At 42.0% G+C, this 24327-nt stretch carries 19 protein-coding genes; 10 read left to right on the forward strand and 9 right to left on the reverse strand.

Going from position 1 to position 24327, the window contains the following annotated elements:
• Positions 1-121 precede the first annotated feature (121 nt).
• Both ACM0OY_RS33025 and ACM0OY_RS33030 read right to left on the reverse strand, forming a co-directional pair.
• Positions 122-1321 carry a transporter substrate-binding domain-containing protein gene (locus ACM0OY_RS33025; RefSeq protein ID WP_414572985.1) on the reverse strand — a complete coding sequence of 400 codons (1200 nt, stop codon included), beginning with the start codon at positions 1319-1321 and terminating at the stop codon, positions 122-124.
• A gap of 198 nt (positions 1322-1519) precedes the next feature.
• Positions 1520-2989 (reverse strand): aldehyde dehydrogenase family protein, encoded by a 1470-nt coding sequence (locus tag ACM0OY_RS33030; RefSeq protein WP_414572986.1) that lies wholly within the window; start codon positions 2987-2989, stop codon positions 1520-1522.
• Positions 2990-3292: 303 nt separating this feature from the next.
• Between ACM0OY_RS33030 and ACM0OY_RS33035 the strand changes: the two genes are divergently transcribed.
• On the forward strand, positions 3293-5548 hold the full coding sequence (locus ACM0OY_RS33035; RefSeq protein WP_414572987.1) for a S8 family serine peptidase: 2256 nt from the start codon (positions 3293-3295) through the stop codon (positions 5546-5548).
• Here ACM0OY_RS33035 and ACM0OY_RS33040 read toward each other — a convergent pair.
• On the reverse strand, positions 5545-5685 hold the full coding sequence (locus tag ACM0OY_RS33040; RefSeq protein WP_414572988.1) for a hypothetical protein: 141 nt from the start codon (positions 5683-5685) through the stop codon (positions 5545-5547). The genes ACM0OY_RS33035 and ACM0OY_RS33040 overlap by 4 nt on opposite strands.
• A gap of 44 nt (positions 5686-5729) precedes the next feature.
• Here ACM0OY_RS33040 and ACM0OY_RS33045 point away from each other — a divergent pair, with 44 nt between their 5' ends.
• Positions 5730-7037, forward strand: a complete 1308-nt coding sequence (locus ACM0OY_RS33045) for a glutamate-5-semialdehyde dehydrogenase (protein ID WP_414572989.1) — start codon at positions 5730-5732, stop codon at positions 7035-7037.
• Between the two features lie 201 nt (positions 7038-7238).
• On the opposite strand, the gene ACM0OY_RS33050 is transcribed toward ACM0OY_RS33045, so the two are convergent.
• Positions 7239-7961, reverse strand: coding sequence for a diacylglycerol/polyprenol kinase family protein (locus ACM0OY_RS33050; protein WP_414572990.1), 723 nt, complete (start codon positions 7959-7961; stop codon positions 7239-7241).
• A 61-nt stretch (positions 7962-8022) separates the two neighbouring features.
• On the opposite strand from ACM0OY_RS33050, the gene yidD reads away from it, so the two are divergent.
• The 3 genes from yidD to ychF all read left to right on the forward strand — a co-directional run bounded on the left by yidD (position 8023) and on the right by ychF (position 9741).
• Positions 8023-8247, forward strand: coding sequence for a membrane protein insertion efficiency factor YidD (gene yidD / locus ACM0OY_RS33055; protein ID WP_414572991.1), 225 nt, complete (start codon positions 8023-8025; stop codon positions 8245-8247).
• A gap of 96 nt (positions 8248-8343) precedes the next feature.
• Positions 8344-8604 (forward strand): gamma-aminobutyric acid A receptor, epsilon-like protein, encoded by a 261-nt coding sequence (locus tag ACM0OY_RS33060; RefSeq protein WP_414573003.1) that lies wholly within the window; start codon positions 8344-8346, stop codon positions 8602-8604.
• 45 nt (positions 8605-8649) lie between these two features.
• Positions 8650-9741 (forward strand): redox-regulated ATPase YchF, encoded by a 1092-nt coding sequence (gene ychF / locus ACM0OY_RS33065; RefSeq protein WP_414572992.1) that lies wholly within the window; start codon positions 8650-8652, stop codon positions 9739-9741.
• A 296-nt stretch (positions 9742-10037) separates the two neighbouring features.
• On the opposite strand, the gene ACM0OY_RS33070 is transcribed toward ychF, so the two are convergent.
• From ACM0OY_RS33070 to hisG, 5 genes are all read right to left on the reverse strand, one after another.
• Entirely contained in the window at positions 10038-12320 is a 2283-nt protein-coding gene (locus tag ACM0OY_RS33070) for a response regulator (protein ID WP_414572993.1), read from the reverse strand.
• A 5-nt stretch (positions 12321-12325) separates the two neighbouring features.
• Positions 12326-12751, reverse strand: a complete 426-nt coding sequence (locus ACM0OY_RS33075; RefSeq protein WP_414572994.1) for a response regulator — start codon at positions 12749-12751, stop codon at positions 12326-12328.
• Between the two features lie 24 nt (positions 12752-12775).
• Positions 12776-15439, reverse strand: a complete 2664-nt coding sequence (locus ACM0OY_RS33080; protein ID WP_414572995.1) for a GAF domain-containing protein — start codon at positions 15437-15439, stop codon at positions 12776-12778.
• A gap of 266 nt (positions 15440-15705) precedes the next feature.
• Entirely contained in the window at positions 15706-16011 is a 306-nt protein-coding gene (locus ACM0OY_RS33085) for a hypothetical protein (protein ID WP_414572996.1), read from the reverse strand.
• A gap of 172 nt (positions 16012-16183) precedes the next feature.
• Positions 16184-16828 carry an ATP phosphoribosyltransferase gene (gene hisG, locus ACM0OY_RS33090; protein ID WP_414572997.1) on the reverse strand — a complete coding sequence of 215 codons (645 nt, stop codon included), beginning with the start codon at positions 16826-16828 and terminating at the stop codon, positions 16184-16186.
• Positions 16829-16902: 74 nt separating this feature from the next.
• Here hisG and rppA point away from each other — a divergent pair, with 74 nt between their 5' ends.
• The 5 genes from rppA (at position 16903) to ACM0OY_RS33115 (ending at position 24120) form a co-directional block, all read left to right on the forward strand.
• Entirely contained in the window at positions 16903-17601 is a 699-nt protein-coding gene (gene rppA, locus ACM0OY_RS33095) for a two-component system response regulator RppA (protein WP_414572998.1), read from the forward strand.
• A gap of 604 nt (positions 17602-18205) precedes the next feature.
• The gene (locus tag ACM0OY_RS33100; RefSeq protein ID WP_414572999.1) at positions 18206-18472 is read left to right on the forward strand and encodes a CTB family bacteriocin; all 267 of its coding nucleotides are present in this window, start codon (positions 18206-18208) and stop codon (positions 18470-18472) included.
• A 1276-nt stretch (positions 18473-19748) separates the two neighbouring features.
• Positions 19749-21413, forward strand: a complete 1665-nt coding sequence (locus ACM0OY_RS33105) for an HlyD family efflux transporter periplasmic adaptor subunit (protein ID WP_414573000.1) — start codon at positions 19749-19751, stop codon at positions 21411-21413.
• A gap of 184 nt (positions 21414-21597) precedes the next feature.
• Positions 21598-23766, forward strand: a complete 2169-nt coding sequence (locus tag ACM0OY_RS33110; protein ID WP_414573001.1) for a peptidase domain-containing ABC transporter — start codon at positions 21598-21600, stop codon at positions 23764-23766.
• A gap of 30 nt (positions 23767-23796) precedes the next feature.
• The gene (locus tag ACM0OY_RS33115; RefSeq protein WP_414573002.1) at positions 23797-24120 is read left to right on the forward strand and encodes a hypothetical protein; all 324 of its coding nucleotides are present in this window, start codon (positions 23797-23799) and stop codon (positions 24118-24120) included.
• Positions 24121-24327 lie beyond the last annotated feature (207 nt).

The following is a 24327-nucleotide window of genomic DNA, read 5'->3' on the forward strand; positions in this document are numbered from 1 at the left end:
GCGAGCAGTATTGGGAATAGTAATACTTTTACCTCCTGCCTCCTGCCTTCTGCCTTCTGCCTCCTGCTATATGTAAGAGATTTATTCTCCATACCCAATGCCCAATGCCCCATGCCCTTCCTCAAGATTCTTTAGCATCAAACCACTTATCATACAAAGATTGATAAGTGCCATTTTCTTTAAGATTCAACAAAGCTCTATTAATTGGTTTGCGGTAAGGACTGTTATTGGGTAAAACGATACCGTAACTTTCTTCACGCAAGGTACTGCCAACAACCTGTACCTTGCCTTTGCCTTCATTGGCAGCATAATACAGAAGTACAGGTGCATCAAACACCACAGCGTCAGCTTTTTTGGTCATTAGAGCATTGTAAGCTTGCTCAATTTTAGGAACTTGTAGAACTGAAATATGATGTTCTCGCAGGTATGCGGCGGCTGTGCTACCCGCAGTTGTGGCGACTATTTTACCGGGTAAATCATCAATACTCTTGATATCGCCTTGAAGTTGCTGCACTGTTAATGAGGTGGTAGCACTGGCTGTAAAGTAGGCAGCGAAAAGCACTCCAATGAACATCCAGACAATACCTACTAAGCGTCCTACTACTCCCTTGGGCATCTCATCAGCTTGGGTTGCTAATGTGGCAGCTGCCCACCAACAGGCTTTAAAAATGCCAGGAAAGTATGATTGGGGAACCATCCCTTCTTTATGATTGCGCTCAGATAACCAAATAATATGGGCTGCTACGGCAATTAGTACTAAGGCAATACCTATTACCTGCAAGAGGCTAGGGGAAAAAAACAATTGGAAAATATTGGGAAAGCCACTGTTGTTGTTCTCTGGGTTTCTGACCAGGATTTGCAGCCCTCCAGCAAAAATCGGTAATGAAAAGTCAAAATTCTGTTCGCGTTCGGCTGTAATAGAAATAGCTGCAATTCCGAGTTTGGCTTTGTTTTCCTGAATGGCAGCAAGCAGTTCCGACACAGTAGGATATTGAATAAATTTAGACTCTACACCCATTTCTTTAGCGATGCTGCGCCAGAGATCAATACTGAATCCCGATAGCTCATCTTTGTCTTGTACCACAAAGGGTGGTATGACTCGTGTAGCTACTGATAATGATTGTTGGGTTTGTGGTTGTTGGGTAAATCCTGGGGATGCGATTAACAAAAATGCCAGAATTGTACCTACTAATCCTATGCAGGCATACAGTATTAAGGAACGTCTGGTTTGGTTTTCACGGTCATGTCCGTGGAAATAGGCAATCCGGCTTTTCCTCCCAGCCATCACTTGGCGTAATCTAGTGGCGATCGCATTTATCATCAGAGTTATCTAGGGGTTATGTGCTATGTCGTATTTATCATGCCCACCCCATACTAAAAATTGCGTTATGGCAATTGGTAATTTGTAATTTGTAATTCGTAATTCGTAATTCGTAATTAAGAAAGCCAGATATGGTCTTTTTTTGACTGTTAACTGTGAACAGTCAACAGTCAACGCTAAAGCTAAACTCCAGCCAAACTAGAGTTTAATGGTAACTGTCTTAACTTCGGTGTATTGCTGCAAGCCATACTCGCCTAGCTCTCGACCAATACCCGATTGCTTGAATCCACCGAAGGGAGCAGCAGCATCGAATACGTCGTAGCAGTTTACCCAGACTGTGCCAGCACGAACGTTGTTAGCGATCGCATGTGCTTTGGTGATATCCTGGGTCCACACAGCGGCGGCAAGTCCGTACATTGTGCTATTCGCCCGTTGAATTACTTCGTCGATATCTTTGAATTTGATGATGCTCATCACCGGGCCAAAGATTTCCTCTTGAGCAATCTTCATCTCATCGCGGACATCTGCAAAGACTGTGGGGGCGATAAAGAAACCCTTGTCACCAACTTGATTGCCACCGCATAGCATCTGAGCACCTTCCCGCATTCCAGATTCGATATAGCTCATAACTTTATCGAATTGTTCTTTGTCTACTTGTGGCCCTTGTTCTGTGTTGGCATCAAAGGGATTACCAAGAATGCGCCCTGTTGCTCTTTCTACACTTTTAGCAACAAATTCGTCGTAGCATTTTTCTTCCACGAACACCCGCGAACCAGCACAGCAGCACTGCCCTTGGTTAAAGAATAATGCCTCGTGGGAACCTGCGATCGCCGCGTCCATATCAGCATCAGCGAACACGATGTTGGGACTCTTGCCACCCAGTTCCAAGGTAACCCGTTTGAGGTTGCTTTTAGCAGCGGCTTCCATAATTAAATGCCCGACTTCAGTGGAACCAGTAAATGCCACTTTGTCAACATCCATGTGACGGGAAATTGCTGCCCCGGCGGTTGGCCCGTATCCTGATAAGATGTTGACCACACCGGGCGGAAAACCAGCCTCAACAATCAACTCGCCTACCCGCAAGGCTGATAAAGGTGTTTGTTCTGCTGTTTTCATGACTACAGTGTTACCAGTTGCCAAAGCTGGTGCTAGTTTCCAAGCCTGCATTAGCAGTGGAAAATTCCACGGGATAATTTGACCAACTACACCGACAGGTTCGTGGCGAGTGTAGCAAAAGTACGGGCCGTTGATGGGAATAGTTTTACCTTGTACTTTGTCAGCCCAGCCTGCATAGTAGCGGTAACAGGCGATAACTAATCCCAAGTCACCCAAAGAATCTTGTAGTGGCTTGCCGTTGTCGAGAGTTTCTAACCGCGCCAACTCATCGATATTGTGTTCAATTAAGTCAGCTAGTTTGTAAAGCAACTCGCCGCGACGGGTGGCGGAAATTTTTGGCCATTCTCCAGAAGTAAAGGCAGTACGGGCTGCTTGTACTGCTTTATCGACATCCGGGGCATCTGCTTCTGAAACTTCGCAGATTACCTCACCTGTAGTGGGATTGATTGTTGCAAATCGGCGATCGCTGATACTGTTTACCCATTCATTGTTAATCAGCAATTGGGTTGGGCCAACTTTGACCTGTTGTCCTGGTACTGTTGCTGTAACCATCAGGCCTCCTTAAGCTTTAGAAAAATTTGCTTAAATCTACTTCTTATGTTTGTTGCTATACAGCAATTTTCTAAGTTATTTTATAAAATCTTTATTTTTGCTTTACAATATTATTTACATTTAGATGTTATACACGTATCTGAAATTTGAATTTTCAGATTACAAATAATAGAAAAAAATTCTTTGAATAAAGATTTTTCTATCGGCTTGGTGTGTTCTATCAATGGCTAGTTTCAGTTGTTTATTATTTTTCAGCAATGACAAACTTAACCTAATTGAGAATCTATTGGGGGAATACGCTAGATGCCCGACCCTACTTTATTCGATGCCAACTCCTTGAGTCTGTTGCCTACTGAACCTATTGCTAATTCTCATAGTGTTATTTCTCTTGGCACATCAGATCTAGCGTTGTTATCTATTTCGGCAACAAGACAACCTGAACTGTCTCTAAATTACGGGTTTGATATCGATACCATTGACCAAGCAGTGGCTACCTTGAGGTTTCCAGAGACTCCAGATAAAACAGACCAAACAATAGCCGGAATTGATTATTTAACGGGACTACCAGAAGACTATGTTAGCCTTTCGAGTATTACTAGTTTAAATACAGAGTCTGCTTCTTCCTCCATTACTTCAGAAAGTGATGCTACTGTTGCCAGCAGTTTTACCAATGCCCGATGGGCAACTGCACAAGGGGAATTTTGGAATGAGCAAAAATGGTTAACAGGTGATTTTAACGGCGATGGACAAGATGATTTAGCAAAAGTTTTTAATGACGCTGGTCGAGCCAATATTGATGTTTATCTTTCCAAGGGTGGTACCTTTACAATTGAACGCTGGGCAACTCAGCAAGGTGGATTTTGGAACAGTCAAAAATGGCTAGTTGGTGATTTTAACGGCGATGGGCGAGATGATTTAGCAAAAGTTTTTAGTGATGCTAATCAAGCCAGTATAGATGTTCATCTCTCCAACGGTAGTAACTTTACAATTGGACGCTGGGCAACTCGACAAGGTGGATTTTGGAGTAGTCAAAAATGGCTCGTTGGTGATTTCAATGGTGATGGTCAAGATGATTTTGCCAATGTCTTCAATGACGTTAATCAAGCGAGTATAGATGTTCATCTCTCCAACGGTAGTAACTTGACAATTGGACGCTGGGCAACTCAACAAGGTGGATTTTGGAGTAGTCAAAAATGGCTAGCTGGTGATTTCAATGGCGATGGACGAGATGATTTAGCTAATGTCTTCAATGACGCTAACCAAGCCAGTATTGATGTTCATCTCTCCAGCACTAGCAGCTTCACAAATCAGCGATGGGCAACTGCACAAGGCGGATTTTCTAATGACCAAAAATGGCTAGCGGGTGACTTCAATGGCGATGGGCAAGATGACTTAGCCAATGTTTTTAATGATACTAATCAAGCCAGTATTGATGTTCATCTCTCCAGCACTAGCAGCTTCACAAATCAGCGATGGGCAACTGCACAAGGTGGATTTTGGAACGAGCAAAAATGGCTAGCTGGTGACTTTAATGGCGATGGGGAAGATGATTTAGCCAATGTGTTTAATGAGGCTAACCAAGCTAGTATTGATATTCATGCTGCCAACAGCTTGCCAAATTATAGCTCTATCGATGGTTATGGTTTAGTCAATGCTTCTGCTGCCGTTGCTAAAGCTATTGGTCAAGCTACCTTTTCGGGTATTCCCGATTTAGGCGGTAACAACTGGGGGGCAGATTTAATCAAAGCTCCGGAAGTTTGGACGAAAGGCTATACAGGTCAAGGAGTAGTGGTTGCGGTATTAGATTCTGGCGTTGACTATAACCATTCAGATTTAAATTCAAACATCTGGACAAATAGCAAAGAAATCGCTGACAACGGTATCGACGATGATGCCAATGGATACATTGATGATTTCTACGGCTGGAATTTTATTTATAACAATAACAATACTTTAGACGTTTACGGTCACGGTACTCATGTGGCTGGTACGATCGCAGCAGTGAACAATGATTTTGGAGTTACAGGCATTGCTTATAACGCCAAAATCATGCCTGTGAAAGTATTGGGTGATGATAACAAAGGCACTTATTCTGCTATTACCCAAGGAATTTATTACGCCGTCAACAATGGGGCGAAAGTAATTAACATGAGTTTAGCTGGAACCGTTCCTGACAGTGGCTTAGAAGCAGCCATTCAATACGCCACCAGTCAAGGTGTAATTGTAGTCATGGCAGCAGCTAATTCAGCAGGTTCAACTCCTTTATACCCCGCTTACTATGCTACAAACTGGGGTTTAGCAGTTGGAGCAGTTGACAAGAATAACAATTTAGCTGATTTCTCTAACCGAGCCGGAAGTGATTCCAACATGGCTTATGTAACTGCGCCAGGGGTTAACGTTTACTCTACGCTACCAAATCAAACCTACGGCTTTTATAATGGCACTTCTATGGCTACTCCCCACGTAGCAGGAGTAGCAGCCTTAATCCTCAGTGCCAATGCGAGTTTGACTGGCAGCCAAGTGCGCGAAATTATTACTCAGACTGCTGTTAACGTTTAGGGCATGGGGCATGGGGCGATGGGCATGGGGCATTGAGGTAGAGGAGTAGAGTTAAAAGACTCATTAACGGAGTTCAAAGCCTCATTCGCTCCCAATGCCCATTGCCCATTGCCCATTGCCCATTGCCCATTGCCCATTGCCTATTGTTGATAGGATGAGGAAGTTGAAGGTTTTTTTTAATATGACTACTTTGCAAGTTGCTTCTCCCCTAATTACGATCGCAGCGCAAACTCGGCAAGCTGCAAGTAAGCTGGCGATTCTCTCGACTGAGGCCAAAAATCAAGCGATTGAAGCGATCGCTCAAGCTTTAGAATCAGCTAAAGATGAAATTCTCGCAGCGAATATTGCTGATTGTGAAGCTGCTACTGCGGCTGGAATTGCTAAACCGCTTTATAAGCGTTTGCAGTTAGATGAACATAAATTAAGAGATGCGATCGCTGGGGTACGAGATGTTGGTAAGCTAGCCGATCCAGTCGGTAAAGTGCAGATTCACCGCGAACTCGACACTGGTTTAGTTCTCAAGCGCATTACTTGTCCTTTGGGTGTTTTGGGGATTATTTTTGAAGCCCGTCCAGAAGCAGCGATTCAAATTGTCTCTTTGGCTATTAAATCTGGAAACGGCGTCATCCTCAAAGGTGGAAAGGAAGCTGTGCGCTCTTGTGAAGCGATAGTTAAAGCAATTAAACAAGGATTATCTCATACTGCTGTTAACCCTGATGCGGTACAGTTACTCACAACCAGAGAGGAAACTCTCGAACTTTTAAAGTTAGATAAATATGTAGATTTAATTATTCCCAGAGGTTCTAATTCCTTCGTCAGATTTGTTCAGGAAAATACACGCATTCCCGTACTAGGTCATGCCGATGGAATTTGTCATTTATATATAGATAAAGCTGCTGATATTTCTCTTGCCGTTCCAATTACAGTAGATGCCAAAGCTCAATATCCTGCTGTTTGTAACGCTATCGAAACTTTGCTAATTCACTCGTCAATTGCCCAAGAATTTTTACCGAAAGTTGCTGCGGCTTTGGCAGAACGCCATGTAGAATTAAGAGGCGATGAAACTACTTTAAAAATTTTACCGGATATCACAACTGCAACAGAAGTTGATTGGGAAACAGAATACAGCGATTTGATTTTGTCCATTAAGATTGTAGACTCTATTGAAGACGCGATCGCTCATATTAACGAATATGGTTCTCGACATACTGATGCAATCATCTCTGAAGATTCTGCCGCTGTCGAAACTTTCTTGGGACTTGTGAATTCAGCCAATATATTCCACAATTGTTCCACCCGTTTTGCTGATGGTTTCCGCTATGGTTTCGGTGCAGAAGTCGGAATTAGTACTCAACAAATGCCTCCCCGTGGCCCTGTTGGCTTAGAAGGATTAGTAACATACAAATATCAAATGACTGGTGATGGTCATATTGTCGCTACATACACTGGCGCAAATGCAAAACCCTTTACTCATCGGGATCTAGTATAGATTTGAATAAAATTGATTGTGTTATCGCATAGCGCAACGCACCTTCAATTGTTGACGGTGCGTTAGCCTACGGCAAGCCTCTACGCGTCTACGTTTTTCAAGATTTTCTTCTTTGCGTCTTTGCGTCTTTGCGTGATGTAAAAAAGTGTTTATGTAAGAAGTCTGTTGTTTAAAAAGTGTTTCACGTGACTAATTGAGTAACTACAAAATTAAGTGACTTAAAAAGAAGGCAAGAGCCGCACTTCCCAAAGGAACTGTTAAATTATCAATACCCAAAAATGAAAAAGCTTCTAAAGCAGTAGCAATCAAAGCTACTAACAGTGATATTACCCAACTTTGCCAAGTGTTTCCTTGAGTTCCGATCAAAATCAAATTGGTGATGAGATAGCTAACAAGCATCATAGTCAAGGAGCCTTCCCAACTTTTTTCTGCCCCAGAGACTTTGTACTTGTGTTTACCAAAGCGCTGCCCAATTAAAGCTGCTAATCCATCTCCCCAAGTCATAATTAAAATACCTAATACTGCATACTGCGGTTGTTGCAAATACCAGAACCAAGCAATTAAAATACCGAAACTCAGAGAGTAAAAAAATGTCCCTAAACTTTGGCGTCCAACGCTATTAATACCAGGAAGAATCGGAAATCGGTAGGATAGTAAAGTGATTGCGCTTGCTAAAATCGAGGCGGTAATCCCGACGCTAGCCGGAATATCTAACCACCAAGCGAGTAAAATCACATTACCAGTGCCAATATGAACTATTTTCCTGACGATTTCTGCCTCACCATTAGCAAAGCGGTTTACTGCCCACGCAATCAGTAGGATGAATAAGACCCAAATTGCAGCGATGCCTACGGCAGGTTCTGGCAACGGAATTTGCAGCCATAAAATCAAAATTGAGGTTAAATCAGAAAATGTAATCAACAAAGATGCAAGAGAATGAATATTTTTACCTCTATAACTAATTTATAAGATTTAGGTAACTGTAATGAAACTATTATTAATTTGGCTGATTCGCGGCTACCGAATGTTTATCTCGCCATTGTTTCCTCCGAGTTGTCGTTTTCAACCAACTTGTTCGATGTATGCCATTCAAGCCATTGAACGATTTGGAGTATTGCGCGGTAGCTGGATGGCAACCTTACGGATTTTGCGCTGTCATCCGTTTCATCCAGGCGGTTACGACCCAGTACCGGAGGTGAAAGAGGAGTAGTTGGGGAGTGTGGGGGGTATAGTCTTTTGGGGAGATGTCAACGACTGGAGTTGTCATCTAGTTTGGGAAGGTTGAGTAATCTAATTTAGACCGATGATGATTAATACTACTGCTATTTATATACCCGACCAACCACAAATTCCCAGCCCTGAACCAAATCCGCTACCAAGTCCCGAACCTGTACCGGGGCCAACGATTCCCCAACCTGTACCAGAACCAGTACCTACTCCCATTCCCCAACCATTACCTGGGCCTGTACCAGAACCAGTACCTGCTCCCATTCCGCAAACAGTCCCTGCTCCCATTCCTCAAACAGTTCCAGGGCCAATTCCCCAAACCATACCGGAACCTGTTTGAATTACCTTGGTAATGTAATCCAAAATCCAAAATCCAAAATCCAAAATGTTAAGAGCCGGAATTGTCGGACTTCCCAACGTCGGAAAATCTACTTTATTTAATGCTGTAGTTGCTAACGCCAAGGCAGAAGCGGCTAATTTCCCTTTTTGCACGATTGAACCGAATGTCGGCGTTGTCGCAGTACCGGATGAGCGGTTAAATGTTCTCGCTAAAATTGGCAGTTCGGTACAAATTGTCCCCGCACGTGTCGAATTTGTCGATATCGCCGGTTTAGTTAAAGGTGCAAGTCAGGGTGAGGGACTAGGTAATCAATTTCTGTCCCACATCCGAGAAGTTGATGCGATCGTCCATGTGGTACGTTGTTTTGAAAATGATGATATTATCCACGTTGCTGGTTCTGTTGACCCAGCGCGAGATATTGAAATCATTAATTTAGAACTGGGTTTATCAGATTTAGCACAAATTGAGCGACGAATTGACCGCACTCGCAAACAAGCTCGCACTAGCAAAGATGCTCAGTTTGAAGTCACAGTTTTGGAAAAATTAGCTGCGGCTTTAAATGAAGGTAAGTCGGTGCGTCAAGTGAGTTTGAATGAAGAAGAAGCGGAGCTGATTAAAGGATTAGGACTGCTGACTAATAAACCAATTATCTACGCTGCCAATGTATCTGAGGATGATTTGGCAACGGGTAATGATTTTGTGGAAAAAGTGCGACAAATTGCTGTAACAGAAAATGCTCAAGTTGTCATAGTTTCTGCTCAAGTTGAAGCTGAATTAGTAGAATTACCAGAGGAAGATAAAGCTGATTTCCTGGCGTCTTTAGGTGTAGAAGAAGGTGGTTTAAAGTCATTGATTCGTGCTACCTACACCCTTTTAGGCTTGCGGACATATTTCACCTGCGGCCCCAAAGAAACCCGGGCTTGGACAATTCATGCAGGAATGTCTGCACCTCAAGCCGCAGGTGTAATCCACAGTGATTTTGAGAGGGGCTTTATCCGTGCTGAAACAGTCGCTTATAAAGACTTGGTAGCTACTGGTTCGATGAATGCTGCGAAGGAAAAAGGATTGGTTCGTAGTGAAGGCAAAGAGTATGTTGTCCAGGAAGGGGATGTGATGTTATTCCGCTTTAATGTGTAGGTGTAACTAATGGGTTGCCGTTATCGATTAGATAATGGCTAACCCATACTGATACTAATCTGTACATATGACCGTAACTTTCGGTTTGGGGGAGTGGGGAATAGGAAGTTTTAAATTGCGCTTCTGACTGCAAATTGTTATGAGTTACGATCGCCATAAATAAATTGACAAAAAAATAGATGTATGCATAGTCAAATGCAAGGCGATCGCTAGATTATATAATTACCAGAGAATTTCAAGTTACCAGTAATATATACAGCTGAGTGAAATGGCCTACATTTAAGCAAAGTAGCTTCTCACAATGAAAGTACTTTCTGTAAACAGAGCAATAATTCTTTGACAGTATATGGTTTGGATAAAAAGATATTGACACCGGTGTCAGTGACTGCGCTTAGTTTCTGATCGGACATCAATCCACTGCTGACAACAATTTTGACTCCTGGGTTAATTTTTTTTAAGGTACGGATGGCAGTTAAACCATCCAGGGAGGGCAGCATAATATCGATTAATACGGCACTAATTTTATCCATATTTTTAGCGTATAGTGCGATCGCCTCAATCCCATCACCAGCAATTAGTGTCTTATAGTTGTGGGTCTCCAGTGATGATTTAGTAATCTCCTGAATAGCGGCTTCATCATCCACAACCAAAATCAACTCTCCATGTCCTGTCTGTAGTATGGAATCTTCTGGCATGAGTGTTTCCATTCCCCCTACAGCTGGCAAGTAAACTTTAAAGCTAGTGCCATTTCCAGGTTCGCTGTAGACGTTGATAAAACCTCCGTGGCTTTTAATAATCCCCAGTACGGTAGAAAGTCCTAGCCCTGTGCCTTGTCCGACATCTTTTGTAGTAAAGAATGGCTCGAAAATTCTATCTAAGATTTCCCCAGGAATGCCAGCTCCATTATCGGAGACAGTAATCACTATGTAAGGACCGACCTTAGCTTCCAGGTTCATCCGGGCATAATTTTCGTCAATAAATAGATTTTCCGCAGAGATTATCAAACTACCGCCATTAGGCATAGCATCACGGGCATTAACGCAGAGATTCATCAGTACTTGATGGAGTTGTGTACTATCTCCAGAAACCATCCATAAATCCTGTGGTATGTCAATACTAACTTCTATAGATTTGGGAAATGTTTCTTTAAGAATTTTGGCAAGTTCTACAATTAAGTGCCTGAGTTGCAAAGTGATGCGTTTTCCCTCCACTCCCCGTGCAAAGGATAGCACCTGTTTAACTAAATCAGCTCCGCGTTTAGCGTTGATTTCCAATATCTCCAGTAAATGGCGAGTCCGCTCATCTGCATCGGGAAATTTGAGTGGTAATAGTTGCGCTCCTGCCAAAATCGGCGTCAGGATATTGTTAAGGTCGTGAGCAATGCCACTAGCTAATGTGCCGATGCTTTCCAAACGTTGAGCGCGAAACAATTGGGCTTCTAAATGTTTTTTCTCAGTAATATCTGTGTCAACGCTCAAAATTGATTTGGGCTTTCCCTCTTCATCACATACCAGACTCCAACGACTGGCAACGAGGACTTCCTTGCCAGTTTTAGTCAGTTTAGTTAACTCACCCTGCCAGTTACCTTTACTAATAACTTCTAAAAGAGCCGCCTCGATTTCTGGTGAAGGTTCATCAAACAAAAGCTCACTTACACTTTTTCCCCTAGCCTCTGTAGCTAGCCAACCATAAAGTGTTTCTGCGCCTTTGTTCCAAAACAGAATGCGATTATTTAAATCTCGCACGCAAATAGCGTCTGTGGTGACATCTAGTAATGCAGCCTGTTCTTTAATTTTTTCTTGGGCTAATTTGTGTTCCCGCAATGCGGCTTGGCGTTCGGTAATATCGATGCTGGCGCAAGTCACTCCGACGACTTCTTGGGACTCATTCCGCAATGGCTCAACTGTCAAATCGTAATATCGAGTCGTTTCTTTAGTTGTAATTGATACTTCTTTTCGCGTTCCTATGCCACTGTCCAGTACCCCAAGTTTGATATTGGTGAGCCTTTGAGCATCTTCGACTGAGATGATATCCAAGTCTTTTTTGCCCAAGATTTGCTCAACCGTAAATCCATAGGAAGGATTATAAACCCAAGTGTACCGTAACTCCCCATCTTGGTTGTAGACAAAAATCGGAGAGTTTTTCAGGGCTACGCGAAATCTTTCTTCACTCTGTCGCAATGCGTTGTCTGCTCGTTGACGTTCAATTGCATAACGCATAGAACGCACCAGCAAATCCCCAGTTACTTGGCCTTTGACTAAGTAATCCTGCGCTCCTTCTTGCATTGCCCTAGTTGCCAGGGTTTCATCGTTTATACCCGTCAGCACAATAATTGGAGTCGCTTTTGCCTGTTGGTGAGCAGTCACAAAGCTTTCCAGTCCCTGACTATCTGGTAGGGAAAGGTCTAACAAAATGACATCAAAAATTTCCTTTTCTAGGTGGTTAAGTGCTTGGGAAAGCCGCTCAACTGGCATCAAATCAACTACAACTGTGTTAACTTCCTTTAAAAACTCCTGTAACAAAAATACGTCACCAGGGTTGTCTTCTACTAATAAGACTTTTATATTGTCACCTGCCATTGCCATTACTCCGGTGGCAGTTTTACGATCGCAAACCAAAAATTTTCGATTGATTTTACAATTTTAACGAATTGATCGAAGTCTACTGGCTTAGTTATGTAACAGTTTGCAGACAGATTATAGGCTTTGAGGATGTCTTCTTCGGCTTGGGAAGTCGTCAAGACGACTACAGGAATTCGCTTGAGGTTTTCATCTGCTTTAATTTCTGCTAATACTTCTCGCCCATCTTTTTTGGGGAGATTCAAATCGAGCAGCACAATATCTGGATGGGCTGCTTGGATATATTTTTCTTGTTTTCGCAAGAATGCCATTGCTTCGACACCATCTTCTACGACGTTCAGGTGAATCGAGATTTTGCTATCTTCCAACGCTATGCGTGTAAGTTGGGCATCCCCAGGATTGTCCTCTACTAACAAAACCTCAATTGGCATAATTATTTGCATGTTTACGATTGCTTAAAAGCTTTTATCTGGAATTGTGAAGTAGAAAGTCGAGCCTTGACTCGGTTTCGACTCAACCCAGATACGCCCACCGTGGCGTTCTATAATCTTCTTACAAATTGCTAGACCAATACCAGTACCTGGATACTTATCTCTGGTGTGCAAGCGTTGAAAAATTATAAAAATACGTTCAGCATACTGGGGTTCTAAACCAATACCATTATCCTCTACCCAGAAGACATATTCGTTGGGTTGAATGGGGAGTGGGGGGGATGAAGAGGACGGAGGGATGAGGAGATGCGGTGACGCGGTGAGTAATTTCTCTGTATCTCCATGTCTTCCTATGTGTGTCTCCTCTTTCTCCGTGTCCCCCTGTCCCCGCGTCCCTGTGTCCGCTTCCTCACTTCCCCTCCCCACTCCGATGTGAATTTCTGGCTGCTGATTTTGACAAAATTTGACGGCGTTAGCGATGAGGTTTTGAAATACTTGTGTCAATTGGGTAGCATCAGCCATGACTTCAGGTAAACTGTCATAGGTGATAACTGTTTTACTATCTGCGATCGCCAGTTGGAGATTTGTGATCGCCTGTTTTAAAACAGCGTTACAATCAACTCGTTTAAAGGGCTGTCCACGGGTACTGACGCGGGAGTAGTTCAATAAATCATTGATTAGTGTCTGCATCCGACGTGCCCCATCTACTGCGTAGTTGATAAACTCATCGGCATTAGTATCGAGTTGATTTCTATATCTTCGCTCCAGCAATTGTAAATAACTGGTTACCATCCGCAATGGCTCTTGTAAGTCATGGGAAGCTACATAGGCAAATTGTTCTAATTCGGCATTGGAGCGAGCGAGTTCTTGACTTTGGCGGGTTTGCTGTTCTAGTAGTTGCCCTTGAGATAAAGCAATACCAATTTGGTTAGCTAGTTGCTGTAACAACTCTGTCTCAAAGTTATTCCACTTTCGAGGTGCAGCACATTGGTGAGCTAGCAATAAGCCCCAAATGCCTTCTCTCACAAGAATTGGCACTACAAGGTTAGCCCTGACAGCAAACTGCTCCAGAAATTCTCGATGGCAAGGTTGAATATAAGCAGTTTCAATGTCTTCTATTGCACTGATTCTTCCCTGGCGATATCTTTCTAAATATTCTTCTTTAAAACAGGGGTCGATAATATTTTTTCCCAGAATTACAGGCCAATCAGGTAGTACAGCTTCTTGTACTACTGTTCCCGAACCGTCAGGCTCCAGTCGAAAAATTAAAACTCGGTCAGCTTGTAGTACTTTTTGGACTTCGATAACAGTGGTTTGAAGAATTTCATCTATTTGTAAAGATTCTCGAATTTTAAAAGTAATTTCGGAAAATAATTGCGATCGCAAATTTTGCCGCTTCAATTCCTCTTCTGTTCGCTTACGATCTGTGATATCAGTATAAGAACCGACCATTCGCACCACATCACCTAATGCGTCCCAAAGTGCCTGTCCTCGATCCAGAATCCATTTATAGCTGCCGTCTTGGCATTGGACTCGATACTCACAAACATAAAATGGTGTTTTCTTGGCAAAGTGATCCTGGAAGGTCTCAAGTACCAAATCTCGCTCATCAGGATGGATTAGTTTTGTCCAATCATCCCAACAATTGCAAACTTCGTGGTCTTCATACCCCAACATTTGCTTCCACCGAGTTGAGAAGAACACTTCATTAGTCTTGAGGTTCCAGTCCCAAATACCATCATTATTACCCTGCAATGCTAATTGCCAACGTTCTTCACTTTCTTGAAGTGCTTGTGCTGTTTGGCGTCGCTCAGTAATGTCTTGAAAATATACAGATAAGCCGTTTTTTCCTGGATAGGCGTGGACTTGAAACCAACGGTTGAGGGGTGGATAAAACTCCTCAAATTCGACGCTTGTCTGTTTTAATACTGCTTGACGATACTGCTTTTCAAATGTTGTGCCGAGAATTCTGGGAAAAACTTTCCAGATACTTTTACCTAAAAGCTGATTCTGGGGTTTTTGCAACAGCTGTTCTGCTTGACCATTGACATAGGTAAATCGCCATTTTTTATCTAAGGCAAAAAAGGCATCAGTGATACTTTCAAGAAGATCGCTGATACGGGTTCTTGCAGCTTCGGACTCGGCGCGTGCTGTTTGCTCCTGCGTCATTAGTTTCTCTGTAACTTGAGATACCTCAGTCACATGACGCCTCAACTCTAGTTGGTCAATCACTAGGCGGCTCAAAGCCACAAGCGCTTCTACTTGTTTTTGGCTCAATTCTTTGGGAACTTGGTCAATTACGCACAGAGTTCCCAACATATCCCCCTTGGAAGTGATTAGGGGTACACCTGCATAAAACCGTACATAGGGATAGCCAATTACTACCGCATTCTTCGCCAACTCTTCATCAGCTAGTGTATCAGTAACCACAACAACGTTACGCCGCTCTTGGCAAAGGTAAGATAATCCAATACTGCGCGGCATTTCTGATACATCTAAACCTACTTTTGCCTTAAACCATTGACGGTTTTCATCAATAAAATTGACTAAAGATATGGGAGTGTTACAAATAAATGCCGCTAACTGAGCGAGATTGTCGTAAGCTTCTTCAGGTTCGGTATCAAGAATTTGATACTGGCGTAGGGCTTCTAGCCTTGCCTCTTCTCTAATTGTGTCTCCAATGTTCATTAACTTTTATTAAAAAATCTCAATTATTGTATCCACTCAGCAGCGTGACTACCCCACAAATAGATTAACCTTTTTTAACATTAGTTAACTATCTGTGTGCTTCTGGTTATTCAGCGGAGTTTTGAGAAGAAGGCATAAGGCCTTTTTTTTAAAAGCTAGATTCACATTTGAGAACAGCCATGCCCAGCAGTCAACTATTCTATTTCCGCTGCAAACTTTGGCGATCGCCATAATCCCAGTGTAAACAAATTTGGGACGGATATTATTTACATCAAATCTTGTAGTAGCGTGACAAGGCTAAAGTTGTGCATTATCGGTGGTTGCCCGAATTCAAGAAACGACTGCTCGAATTCAATGAACGACTGCTCGAATTCAAGAAACGACTGCCCGAATTCAAGAAACGACTGCCCGAATTCAATGAACAACTGCCCGAATTCAACAAACGACTGCCCGAATTCAACAAACGACTGCTCGAATTCAATGAACGACTGCCCGAATTCAATGAACGACTGCCCGAATTCAACAAACGACTGCCCGAATTCAATGAACGACTGCCCGAATTCAACAGACATCTCCAGAAATTAAATATGCGTTAACCAGAACCCTTGTAGAGACGTAGCACTGCTACGTCTCTACATTCTTTCGCTCTGCTTAACCCAACCTTGTATCTTAGAAACTGTAGTCGAACGCGAGTGCGTCCCTAGGAAAGGGCAGTACAACTGCCTAATGCCCAATGGCCAATGTCTAAACCCCCAATAAAACAGCCTCTCGTACCTTGCTAATCACATCACTCAAATTAGCAGTGTTCAGACGGTAACTCAGGGGATGGGCAATTAATCGTCCTGTACTTTCATACAGAGTAGCAATTTCAATCAAACCATTTTCGCGTAAAGTCCGACCCGTGGAGACTAAATCCACGATCGCTTCTGACATGCCAGTAATTGGCCCTAATTCTACTGAACCATATAGCGGTACTATTTCCACTGGTAAATCGAGACTGTGGAAATATTCACGAGCGCAATTGACATATTTTGAAGCAACTCTACCATGAGGTGGTAAATCTAAAGGCGATCGATAAGAACTCGATGCTTTTACCGCCACCGACATGCGACAATATCCAAACTGCAAATCAACTAAGTGGGCAACTTGCGGCTGTTTTTCCCGCAGTACATCGTAACCAACAATACCCAGTTGCGCCTGACCATATTCTACATAAACAGGTACATCTTGCGCCCGCACCAATAGCCCTTTTGCAAGTCCTTTAGCATCAGGAATTTGAAGTTGGCGATTTCCTGAATCTAAAAAAGCACTAAAATCTAACCCCACAGCTTGTAGCAAGCGGATGCTATGTTTAAGAAGTTCCCCTTTTGGTAATGCAACAGTCAGCATTATTTTTCTTGGTATCCTGCGTCTTTGCGGTTCAATAACATTGAGAATATCTCTATATGCTTACCACAAGCAGCATGAGAATTTTATTAGTTGATGATGAAGTTGAACTAACTCAGCCCTTGAGTCGCTTGTTAACTCGTGAGGGTTATACTGTAGATGCCGCTTATGACGGTACAAGCGGTAGCGATCAGGCACGAGTAGGTAATTACGACCTACTAATTTTAGATTGGATGCTCCCAGGAAAAACAGGATTAGAAATTTGCCAGGAATTGCGACGCCAAGGCAAAATCACTCCTGTGCTGTTTCTCACAGCTAAAGATACTCTAGATGACCGCGTACAAGGTTTAGATGCTGGTGCAGACGACTATTTGGTGAAACCTTTTGAACTGCGGGAATTACTAGCCAGAGTCCGTGCTTTGTTGCGTCGTTCTGGTTCCCAAACCTATGAAACCACAACCGGACGCCTGACTGTAGCTGATTTAGAACTCGATTGTGAAAATCAAGTAGCCTATCGCCAAGGACGGATAATTGAACTTTCCCAAAAAGAAAGCCAATTGTTGCAATACTTTATGGAACACACCGGACAACTGTTGACTCATGCCCAGATTATGCAAACTTTGTGGCAAGAGGAAGAACAACCTAGTAGCAACGTCATAGCAGCATTAATTCGTTTGCTACGGCGTAAGATTGAGGTAGGTAAAGAAACTACGCTAATTCACACAGTTTACGGCAAAGGTTATCGTTTTGGCGCTTCTATTGTAGAGTCTGCTTAACGAAGAATGTTTAACGAAGAAGTTTTTGGATGTTGGGCAGTCTTTAGAGGATGTCTGAAAACTTTTTGGTGTTGTATTCGAGACTTGTAGATCCCCCTAAATCCCCCTTAAAAAGGGGGACTTTGATTCCAATTCCCCCCTTTTTAAGGGGGGCTAGGGGGGATCAAGCGAAATATTTAATACTTCTCAGACATCCTCTTAGTGTTTGCTGATACTAAGTTGCAGTTAAACGCGCATCTAACACAGAACATCTTTTCCTGTTGCTGTTGATTGTTGACCGATGACAGTAGGACATAAACTAATCCTAAAACCCTGACATCAACTGATTTTCAAGCCTGTTGCCTATTGCCTGTTACCTGCCATATTCAAAATTCCTCAATATTATGTTCAAATATTCTAAATATTTTCAAAAACGCTAAATATTGACTATACCTGCTCTAGCGTATTGTCATATCTAAAATAAATAGAAGATTTTATATCTACCTTGAGAAACAAAAATGCAATTTTCAATTATGTCTCAAGATTTATGAAATCCTGACAAACAATGCCTATAGTTGGGTCTTAGGTGGTGAAACACCTGATTTTGTAAGTGAGGCCAATAATCATGTCATATCAAATAATTGCATCAGAGTTGCTACTCGATTTATCTGATGAGCAACAACAGCTTCTAGCTGGAGGCGTTGACTCAGAGAATAGTCGCAGCATCTACGGTCAAAACCAGGGATTTATACAAGGAACAACTAGTTCCGGCCCTCAAGGCAGCACTTCTAATTCCCTAGCAAGTAAGAGTAAGTTAATTACTGGAGCACAAGATACTCTAAGCTTGGGAGGAGAAGGTTTCCCTCGTCTTTTGAGACGCTTTGCTAAGTAACTCGTACAATCATCTGTTAAACTAGAGCGTTTCAGATAAAGCAGCTAATTGCGAGTAGTGACTGTCAAAAAGTTAAGAGTCAAGAACAAATCAATGTTTCCATCAAACTCATTGTTTGTTTCTACTCCTTTCTACTACCAAAATCTGCAATTTTAAACTGAATAGTTGATATTGTAGGTGTCAGCCTACTCCAATTTTTGTAAGGCATTGCTAACTCCGCTATCGTAATAGTGGTAAGCAATATAGGCGCTCAAGTTTCTTAGTTCTTAAGCACTGGAATCAGTTGCTGATTCCAGAGCTTTCCTCCAACTTTCGCATTTGCATAACCTAGTCATCTGGCTAAATACTTTTGGTAAAACTCCACTAACAACTTAGCCTCTAGAATATTTTATATTGAGAGGTAAGTGCAACAATTATTTGCCATCCCTCTACTGTCCACAAAAATAAGATCAGGAACACTTCACAACATTCTTTAAGCTCGAGCTAAATTATTCTGGCCAGCATCACAACTTTAATTTTTGGATCGCTCTTAAACGGTGGAATAAGAATTCCAATCTTCTTAACTCGCTCATTCACCACTATCAAAACCTTAGGTTAAGTCAGCGCTCTTATCAAAATTCGCTATTACACCAAGATGCTTCACATATCTCAAAATAATTTAGGGATAAACTGATGAGTGAGAATTTTCAAGGACTCAAAAGTTAAGGATGAATTTTTGCATCTTTCCCTAAGTTAAAATCTTCAATCTGATAGCTGGAACGCTCAAAAATTCCAAAGCTTTTGTGTAATCTTTATTTTTGTACAAATTAAGACTTTGGCTGAGTGCTTCTGGTAAAGCTAACTCTGCAAACAACGAAATTTATGAAATTTTGTTTTGCAGATAAAAGGGGGACAGAAGAGTTTTATGACTCGCTCAATGTAAGTGAGGACTTTGAGAGAGTTTGAGCGTTCTTCTTGATTTTATCAACGCGTTGTCAGCGTCAAAAATATGAAAAAGGTGATTCTGGCGCATCGCCGTGGCCTTTTTCTTCCCCCTTAATTGATTATAAACAATTATGGAAAATCATGTTGTCTACTATGGATAATATCTGTTACATTTTGCATCTTTTGTAAAAGTTTGTATTCACCACTTGAGTGCTTGAAATTGAGGGATAAATCCTTCACTAAGAATGTTGCACAATTAATTAAACAGACTCTAGTGGTTCGTCAAAGTAATTTGAACGGGTAATGAGTTGGCAAACTTTTAAGTATCCATTAATACAAGAGGTGTAATGTCGTGAACTTCTCACGCCCCGAAGAAAACTATTCTTGGAATAGGTTGAATGAACCATTACCAGAGCAACTCCATTTAGTTGAAGCTAACGAGTTTCTCCCTCGTATCGGCAAATGGACTACTATTGGTGCGGGAGTTCTGCTAACTACTTTTGTAGTAGGGGTGACTTTAACATCTGTTTTAAATTACAACGTGACGGTCAAAGTTCCTGCAACTATACGACCGGTGGGAGAACTACGGGTTGTTCAGTCTGCTATGACTGGAAGCGTTCAAAACATTAATGTTCAGGAAAATCAAGTGGTGACTCAGGGGCAAAGTATTGCTCAGATTGATGATTCCCGCCTCCAAACTCAAAAGAGTCAGTTAGAAAGTGGTATTAAGCAAAGTCAATTACAACTAATTCAAATTGATGCTCAACTGCGTGAAATTGAGATTCAGATTGCGGCCCAGACAAGTTTAAATAACCGCTCGATTATAGCTGCACAAGCCCAATTAGATGGTACACAACGCAACTATGAAGATCTGCAAACTGTAGCTACAGCTGAAATGGCGCAAGCACGAGTAGCCTTGACTTTAGCCAAGGCCCAACAAGAGCGATCGCAACAAGAAAAACTCTCCACAGCGGCTTTAGAAGAAGCCGAAACCGCTTTGACTTTAGCCAAAGTTCAACGCGATCGATTACAACGAGAAAAAGTTTTAACGGCAACTGTACAAGAAGCACAAGCGGCTTTGACTTTAGCCAAGGTGCAACGCGATCGCTTGCAGCCAATAGTAGCATCAGGGGCTGTTTCTCAAAATCTATTTGAGGAAAAAGAACAAGCAATTATATCTGCCGAGGCGAAACTAGAACAAGCTAAAGCTAATGCTAAAACTCTCCAGGAGGAAAAAGAACAAGCGGTTAAATCCGCTCAAGCGAAGCTAGAACAAGCCAAAGACAACGCCAAAAATCTCCAGGAACAAAAACAACAAGCCCTGAAGATCGCCGAAACAAACTTAGAAAAAGCTAAAACCGCCATTAATCCTACTAATGCTGCTGTAACCGTTGCATCTGAAAAGATTAAGCAGGAACAGTCCAGAGGTGAGGCTACCTTAGCTGCTTTGAAAAAAGAACGAGAAACTCTACTCCAGCAGCGCCTTGAACTTCAAAAGGAAATCGATCGCACCACTAAAGAACTGCAACAGATCAAAACCGACCTCAATCAAAGTATAGTGCGATCGCCAATCAGCGGAACACTGCTGCAATTGAATCTTCGCAACCCAGGACAAGTAGTGCAACCAAGCGAAGCTATTGCTCAGATTGCTCCTCTGAATGCACCTTTATTAATTAAAGCTCGTGTGCCTGCTCAAGATATTGACAAGGTAAAACCAGGACAACAAGTCAAAATGCAGGTTTCTGCTTGTCCCTATCCAGACTATGGTACCCTCAACGGCAACGTCAAAACAATTGCCCCAGATGCCGTACCAATTGTTAAAAAGAATGAAAATCCAAGTGTCGCCCAAGTAGTTGCCTACGAAGTAACAATTGAACCACAAACTCCATATGTCGGTAGAGGCGATCGCCAATGTTATCTCAAATCTGGCATGGAAGGTAGATCTGATATTATTTCCCGCCAAGAAAGTGTACTTCAATTTATTCTCAGAAAAGCCAGATTTATCACGGAATTTTGAATTCAGAATTCAGAATTAATAAGAGTTTGAGGGCGAATCTTAATCAATTGAATAAAAATAATAGGCTGTATCAGTGTTGATTTTTCAATCATTCTAACTCCTAACTCTTGTAAAGACGCCATGAATTGCGTCTCTACTCCTAACTCCTGAATTCTCTTGTAATTACGAATTATTAAAGGTTGACATGTTTAATCTGTTCAAACTTGATAAAAATTACGAGTGTGTTTTACAGTTGAGTGAAGAAGACTGTGGGGCAGCTTGTCTGGCTTCAATTTGTAAACATTATGGACGTTTTTTAAGCATCAATCGTAGTCGAGATGCAGTTGGGACTGGACAGTTAGGAACAACTTTACTGGGTTTAAAACGTGGGTCTGAGGCTCTAGGTTTTAATGCCAGGGCGGTTAAAGCTGCGCCTGCGATCGTAGACAGAATTAAAGAAATACAACTACCAGCAATTATCCATTGGCAGGGTCACCACTGGGTTGTTTTATACGACCAGCGGGGGAAGAATTATGCGATCGCTGATCCAGGAGTGGGTATCCGTTATGTCAACCGAGAAGAGTTGACAACAGCTTGGAATGGGGTAATGTTATTAGTCGAACCAGACCCAGAGCGCTTTTTTCAGCAGCCCCAAGAAGAAGCAAAAGGTGGTTTAGTACGCTTTTTTCATCGCATATTACCTTATCGTGGGTTGTTGACTCAGGTTTTAGTACTCAATATTGTCCTGGGTCTACTGGCTTTAGGTACTCCGGTTTTAATCCAACTACTCACAGATGATGTCCTTGTACGCGGGGATACTCAGTTACTTAGTGTTGTCGTCTGTGCCGTTGTAGTCATGAGCTTGTTCAGCAGTTGTCTGCAAGTATTACAAAGCACCATGATTGCTCATTTTGGTCAACGACTGCAATTAGGCTTAGTTTTGGAGTTTGCCCGAAAAATTCTTCAGTTACCCTTAAATTACTACGAAGCCCGCCGCAGCGGTGAAATCAGTAGCCGACTCAGAGATATCAATGAAATAAACCAGCTGGTATCGCAGATTGTGGTTCTTTTACCCAGCCAGTTTTTTATTGCAGTCATCTCTTTCTGCTTGATGCTGTTTTATAGCTGGAAACTGACATTAGCAGTCATCTTGTTTGCAGCGTTAATGACCTTATCCACCCTACCTTTTTTACCTATCCTTCAACAAAAGACGCGCAGTTTGTTGGTTTTGGGAGCGGAAAATCAAGGCGTTTTGGTAGAAACTTTTAAGGGAGCGCAGGTAATCAAAACCACAAATGCTGCACCGCAATTTTGGGATGAATTCCAAAGCCGTTTTGGTCGCCTTGCAAATTTGAATTTCAGCACCATTCAAATCGGGATTATTAACGGTACAATTGCTAGACTTTTAGCTACTCTCGGCGGTGTAATTTTACTTGGGCTAGGAAGTATTTTGGTAATTCAAGGAGAGTTGAGCATCGGTCAAATGCTGGCTTTTAACGCCCTACAAGTAAATGTTCTAAATTTAATTGACTCTTTAATTAACTTCGTGGATGAATACTTTCGTTCTCAAACAGCGGTCTCTCGCCTGCTGGAAGTCATCGATGCTACACCAGAAGTAGTTGGAGGTAGTCAAAAGCCAGTTGCCCAAATCTGTGCAGATGCAGATATTCGTTGTTCTCATCTCCAATTTCACCATGCTGGCAGAGTTGATTTATTAGAGGATTTTTCTCTCAAGCTTCCTGGGGGGAAAGTAATTGCTTTGATTGGTAAGTCAGGCTGTGGTAAGAGTACTCTAGCGAAAGTGATGGCAGGCTTATATCAGCCAAACTCTGGCAATATTCGCATTGGCTTCTATAACATTCAAGACCTTTCCTTGGATTGTTTGCGGCAACAAGTCGTTTATGTGCCCCAAGAGCCTCATTTCTGGAGTCGATCGATTTTGGAAAACTTCCGCTTAGGAACGCCTTACATTTCCTTTGAGGAAATTGTCAAAGCTTGCCAGATTGCAGATGCAGACGAGTTTATCAGTCAACTTCCAAGTCAGTATCAAACTGTTTTGGGCGAATTTGGGGCGAATCTTTCTGGTGGACAAAGACAACGATTAGCGATCGCTAGAGGCATTCTTACTAATCCACCTGTACTCATTTTAGATGAAGCAACCGCCGGACTCGATCCAGTCAGCGAATCTCACGTACTAGACCGACTCTTGGAATACCGACAAGGCAAAACTACAATTTTGATCACCCATCGTCCCAGCGTAGTTAATCGAGCCGACTGGATTGTACTACTAGATAAAGGTCAAGTGCAAATACAAGGCACTCCCGAGACTTTTCTCTCTCAGCAAGGAGAGCATTTAAAGTTTTTATCACTGTAAAAAATAGATTCTACGTGAGCAAATAAAACTATGTCTGAAAATATCAAATTCGACAATTCTGAATGGTTCAGAGATTTATCCGAAGAAAAGCAGGAAACCCTAGCTGCTGGGCAGATTATAAATATGCCAGGTGCAGGTAATTTTTTACTCCAGCAAAATAACACTATAACTACAGCAAACAACACATTACAACTAGCAAATGGTGATGTTTCTTCACAACAGACTAAATATATTTCATCACAATTTACCCTAGCATCTTCTATAACCTTTGGGATAGCCAATTTTAGTTTACTGGGTAATCTCATCAATAATCCAATCTTAGATATCCTCAATAAAATATTTACAAAAAATTAAATGATTTTATACATTTTTAAGGGAGGTAATTAATCATGTTGAATCAACTTATCCAATCTAATTTATTTGTGGATTTATCCACAGAATAATAACAGCTTTTATCTAGAGGACATACTTACAATAAGGTGCGTTAGCCTACGGCATAACACACCCTAAGTAAGTCGGCGGGGAAATTTATAACTATGTAACGAAAAGTTAACCGTAGAG

Source organism: Nostoc sp. CCY 9925 (assembly GCF_963920935.1).
GTDB lineage: Bacteria > Cyanobacteriota > Cyanobacteriia > Cyanobacteriales > Nostocaceae > Nostoc.

What these genes read in the sequence shown, in the direction of transcription:
- ACM0OY_RS33070 (WP_414572993.1), bottom strand. Translation starts at nt 12,320, where the DNA reads ATGGCAGGTGACAATATAAAAGTCTTATTAGTAGAAGACAACCCTGGT.
- ACM0OY_RS33085 (WP_414572996.1), bottom strand. Translation starts at nt 16,011, where the DNA reads ATGTCTGTTGAATTCGGGCAGTCGTTCATTGAATTCGGGCAGTCGTTT.
- ACM0OY_RS33025 (WP_414572985.1), bottom strand. Translation starts at nt 1,321, where the DNA reads ATGATAAATGCGATCGCCACTAGATTACGCCAAGTGATGGCTGGGAGG.
- ACM0OY_RS33080 (WP_414572995.1), bottom strand. Translation starts at nt 15,439, where the DNA reads ATGAACATTGGAGACACAATTAGAGAAGAGGCAAGGCTAGAAGCCCTA.
- ACM0OY_RS33060 (WP_414573003.1), top strand. Translation starts at nt 8,344, where the DNA reads ATGATTAATACTACTGCTATTTATATACCCGACCAACCACAAATTCCC.
- ACM0OY_RS33110 (WP_414573001.1), top strand. Translation starts at nt 21,598, where the DNA reads ATGTTTAATCTGTTCAAACTTGATAAAAATTACGAGTGTGTTTTACAG.
- hisG (WP_414572997.1), bottom strand. Translation starts at nt 16,828, where the DNA reads ATGCTGACTGTTGCATTACCAAAAGGGGAACTTCTTAAACATAGCATC.
- ACM0OY_RS33075 (WP_414572994.1), bottom strand. Translation starts at nt 12,751, where the DNA reads ATGCCAATTGAGGTTTTGTTAGTAGAGGACAATCCTGGGGATGCCCAA.
- ACM0OY_RS33100 (WP_414572999.1), top strand. Translation starts at nt 18,206, where the DNA reads ATGTCATATCAAATAATTGCATCAGAGTTGCTACTCGATTTATCTGAT.
- ACM0OY_RS33030 (WP_414572986.1), bottom strand. Translation starts at nt 2,989, where the DNA reads ATGGTTACAGCAACAGTACCAGGACAACAGGTCAAAGTTGGCCCAACC.
- rppA (WP_414572998.1), top strand. Translation starts at nt 16,903, where the DNA reads ATGAGAATTTTATTAGTTGATGATGAAGTTGAACTAACTCAGCCCTTG.
- ACM0OY_RS33045 (WP_414572989.1), top strand. Translation starts at nt 5,730, where the DNA reads ATGACTACTTTGCAAGTTGCTTCTCCCCTAATTACGATCGCAGCGCAA.
- ACM0OY_RS33040 (WP_414572988.1), bottom strand. Translation starts at nt 5,685, where the DNA reads ATGGGCAATGGGCAATGGGCAATGGGCAATGGGCAATGGGCATTGGGA.
- ychF (WP_414572992.1), top strand. Translation starts at nt 8,650, where the DNA reads ATGTTAAGAGCCGGAATTGTCGGACTTCCCAACGTCGGAAAATCTACT.
- ACM0OY_RS33035 (WP_414572987.1), top strand. Translation starts at nt 3,293, where the DNA reads ATGCCCGACCCTACTTTATTCGATGCCAACTCCTTGAGTCTGTTGCCT.
- ACM0OY_RS33115 (WP_414573002.1), top strand. Translation starts at nt 23,797, where the DNA reads ATGTCTGAAAATATCAAATTCGACAATTCTGAATGGTTCAGAGATTTA.
- yidD (WP_414572991.1), top strand. Translation starts at nt 8,023, where the DNA reads ATGAAACTATTATTAATTTGGCTGATTCGCGGCTACCGAATGTTTATC.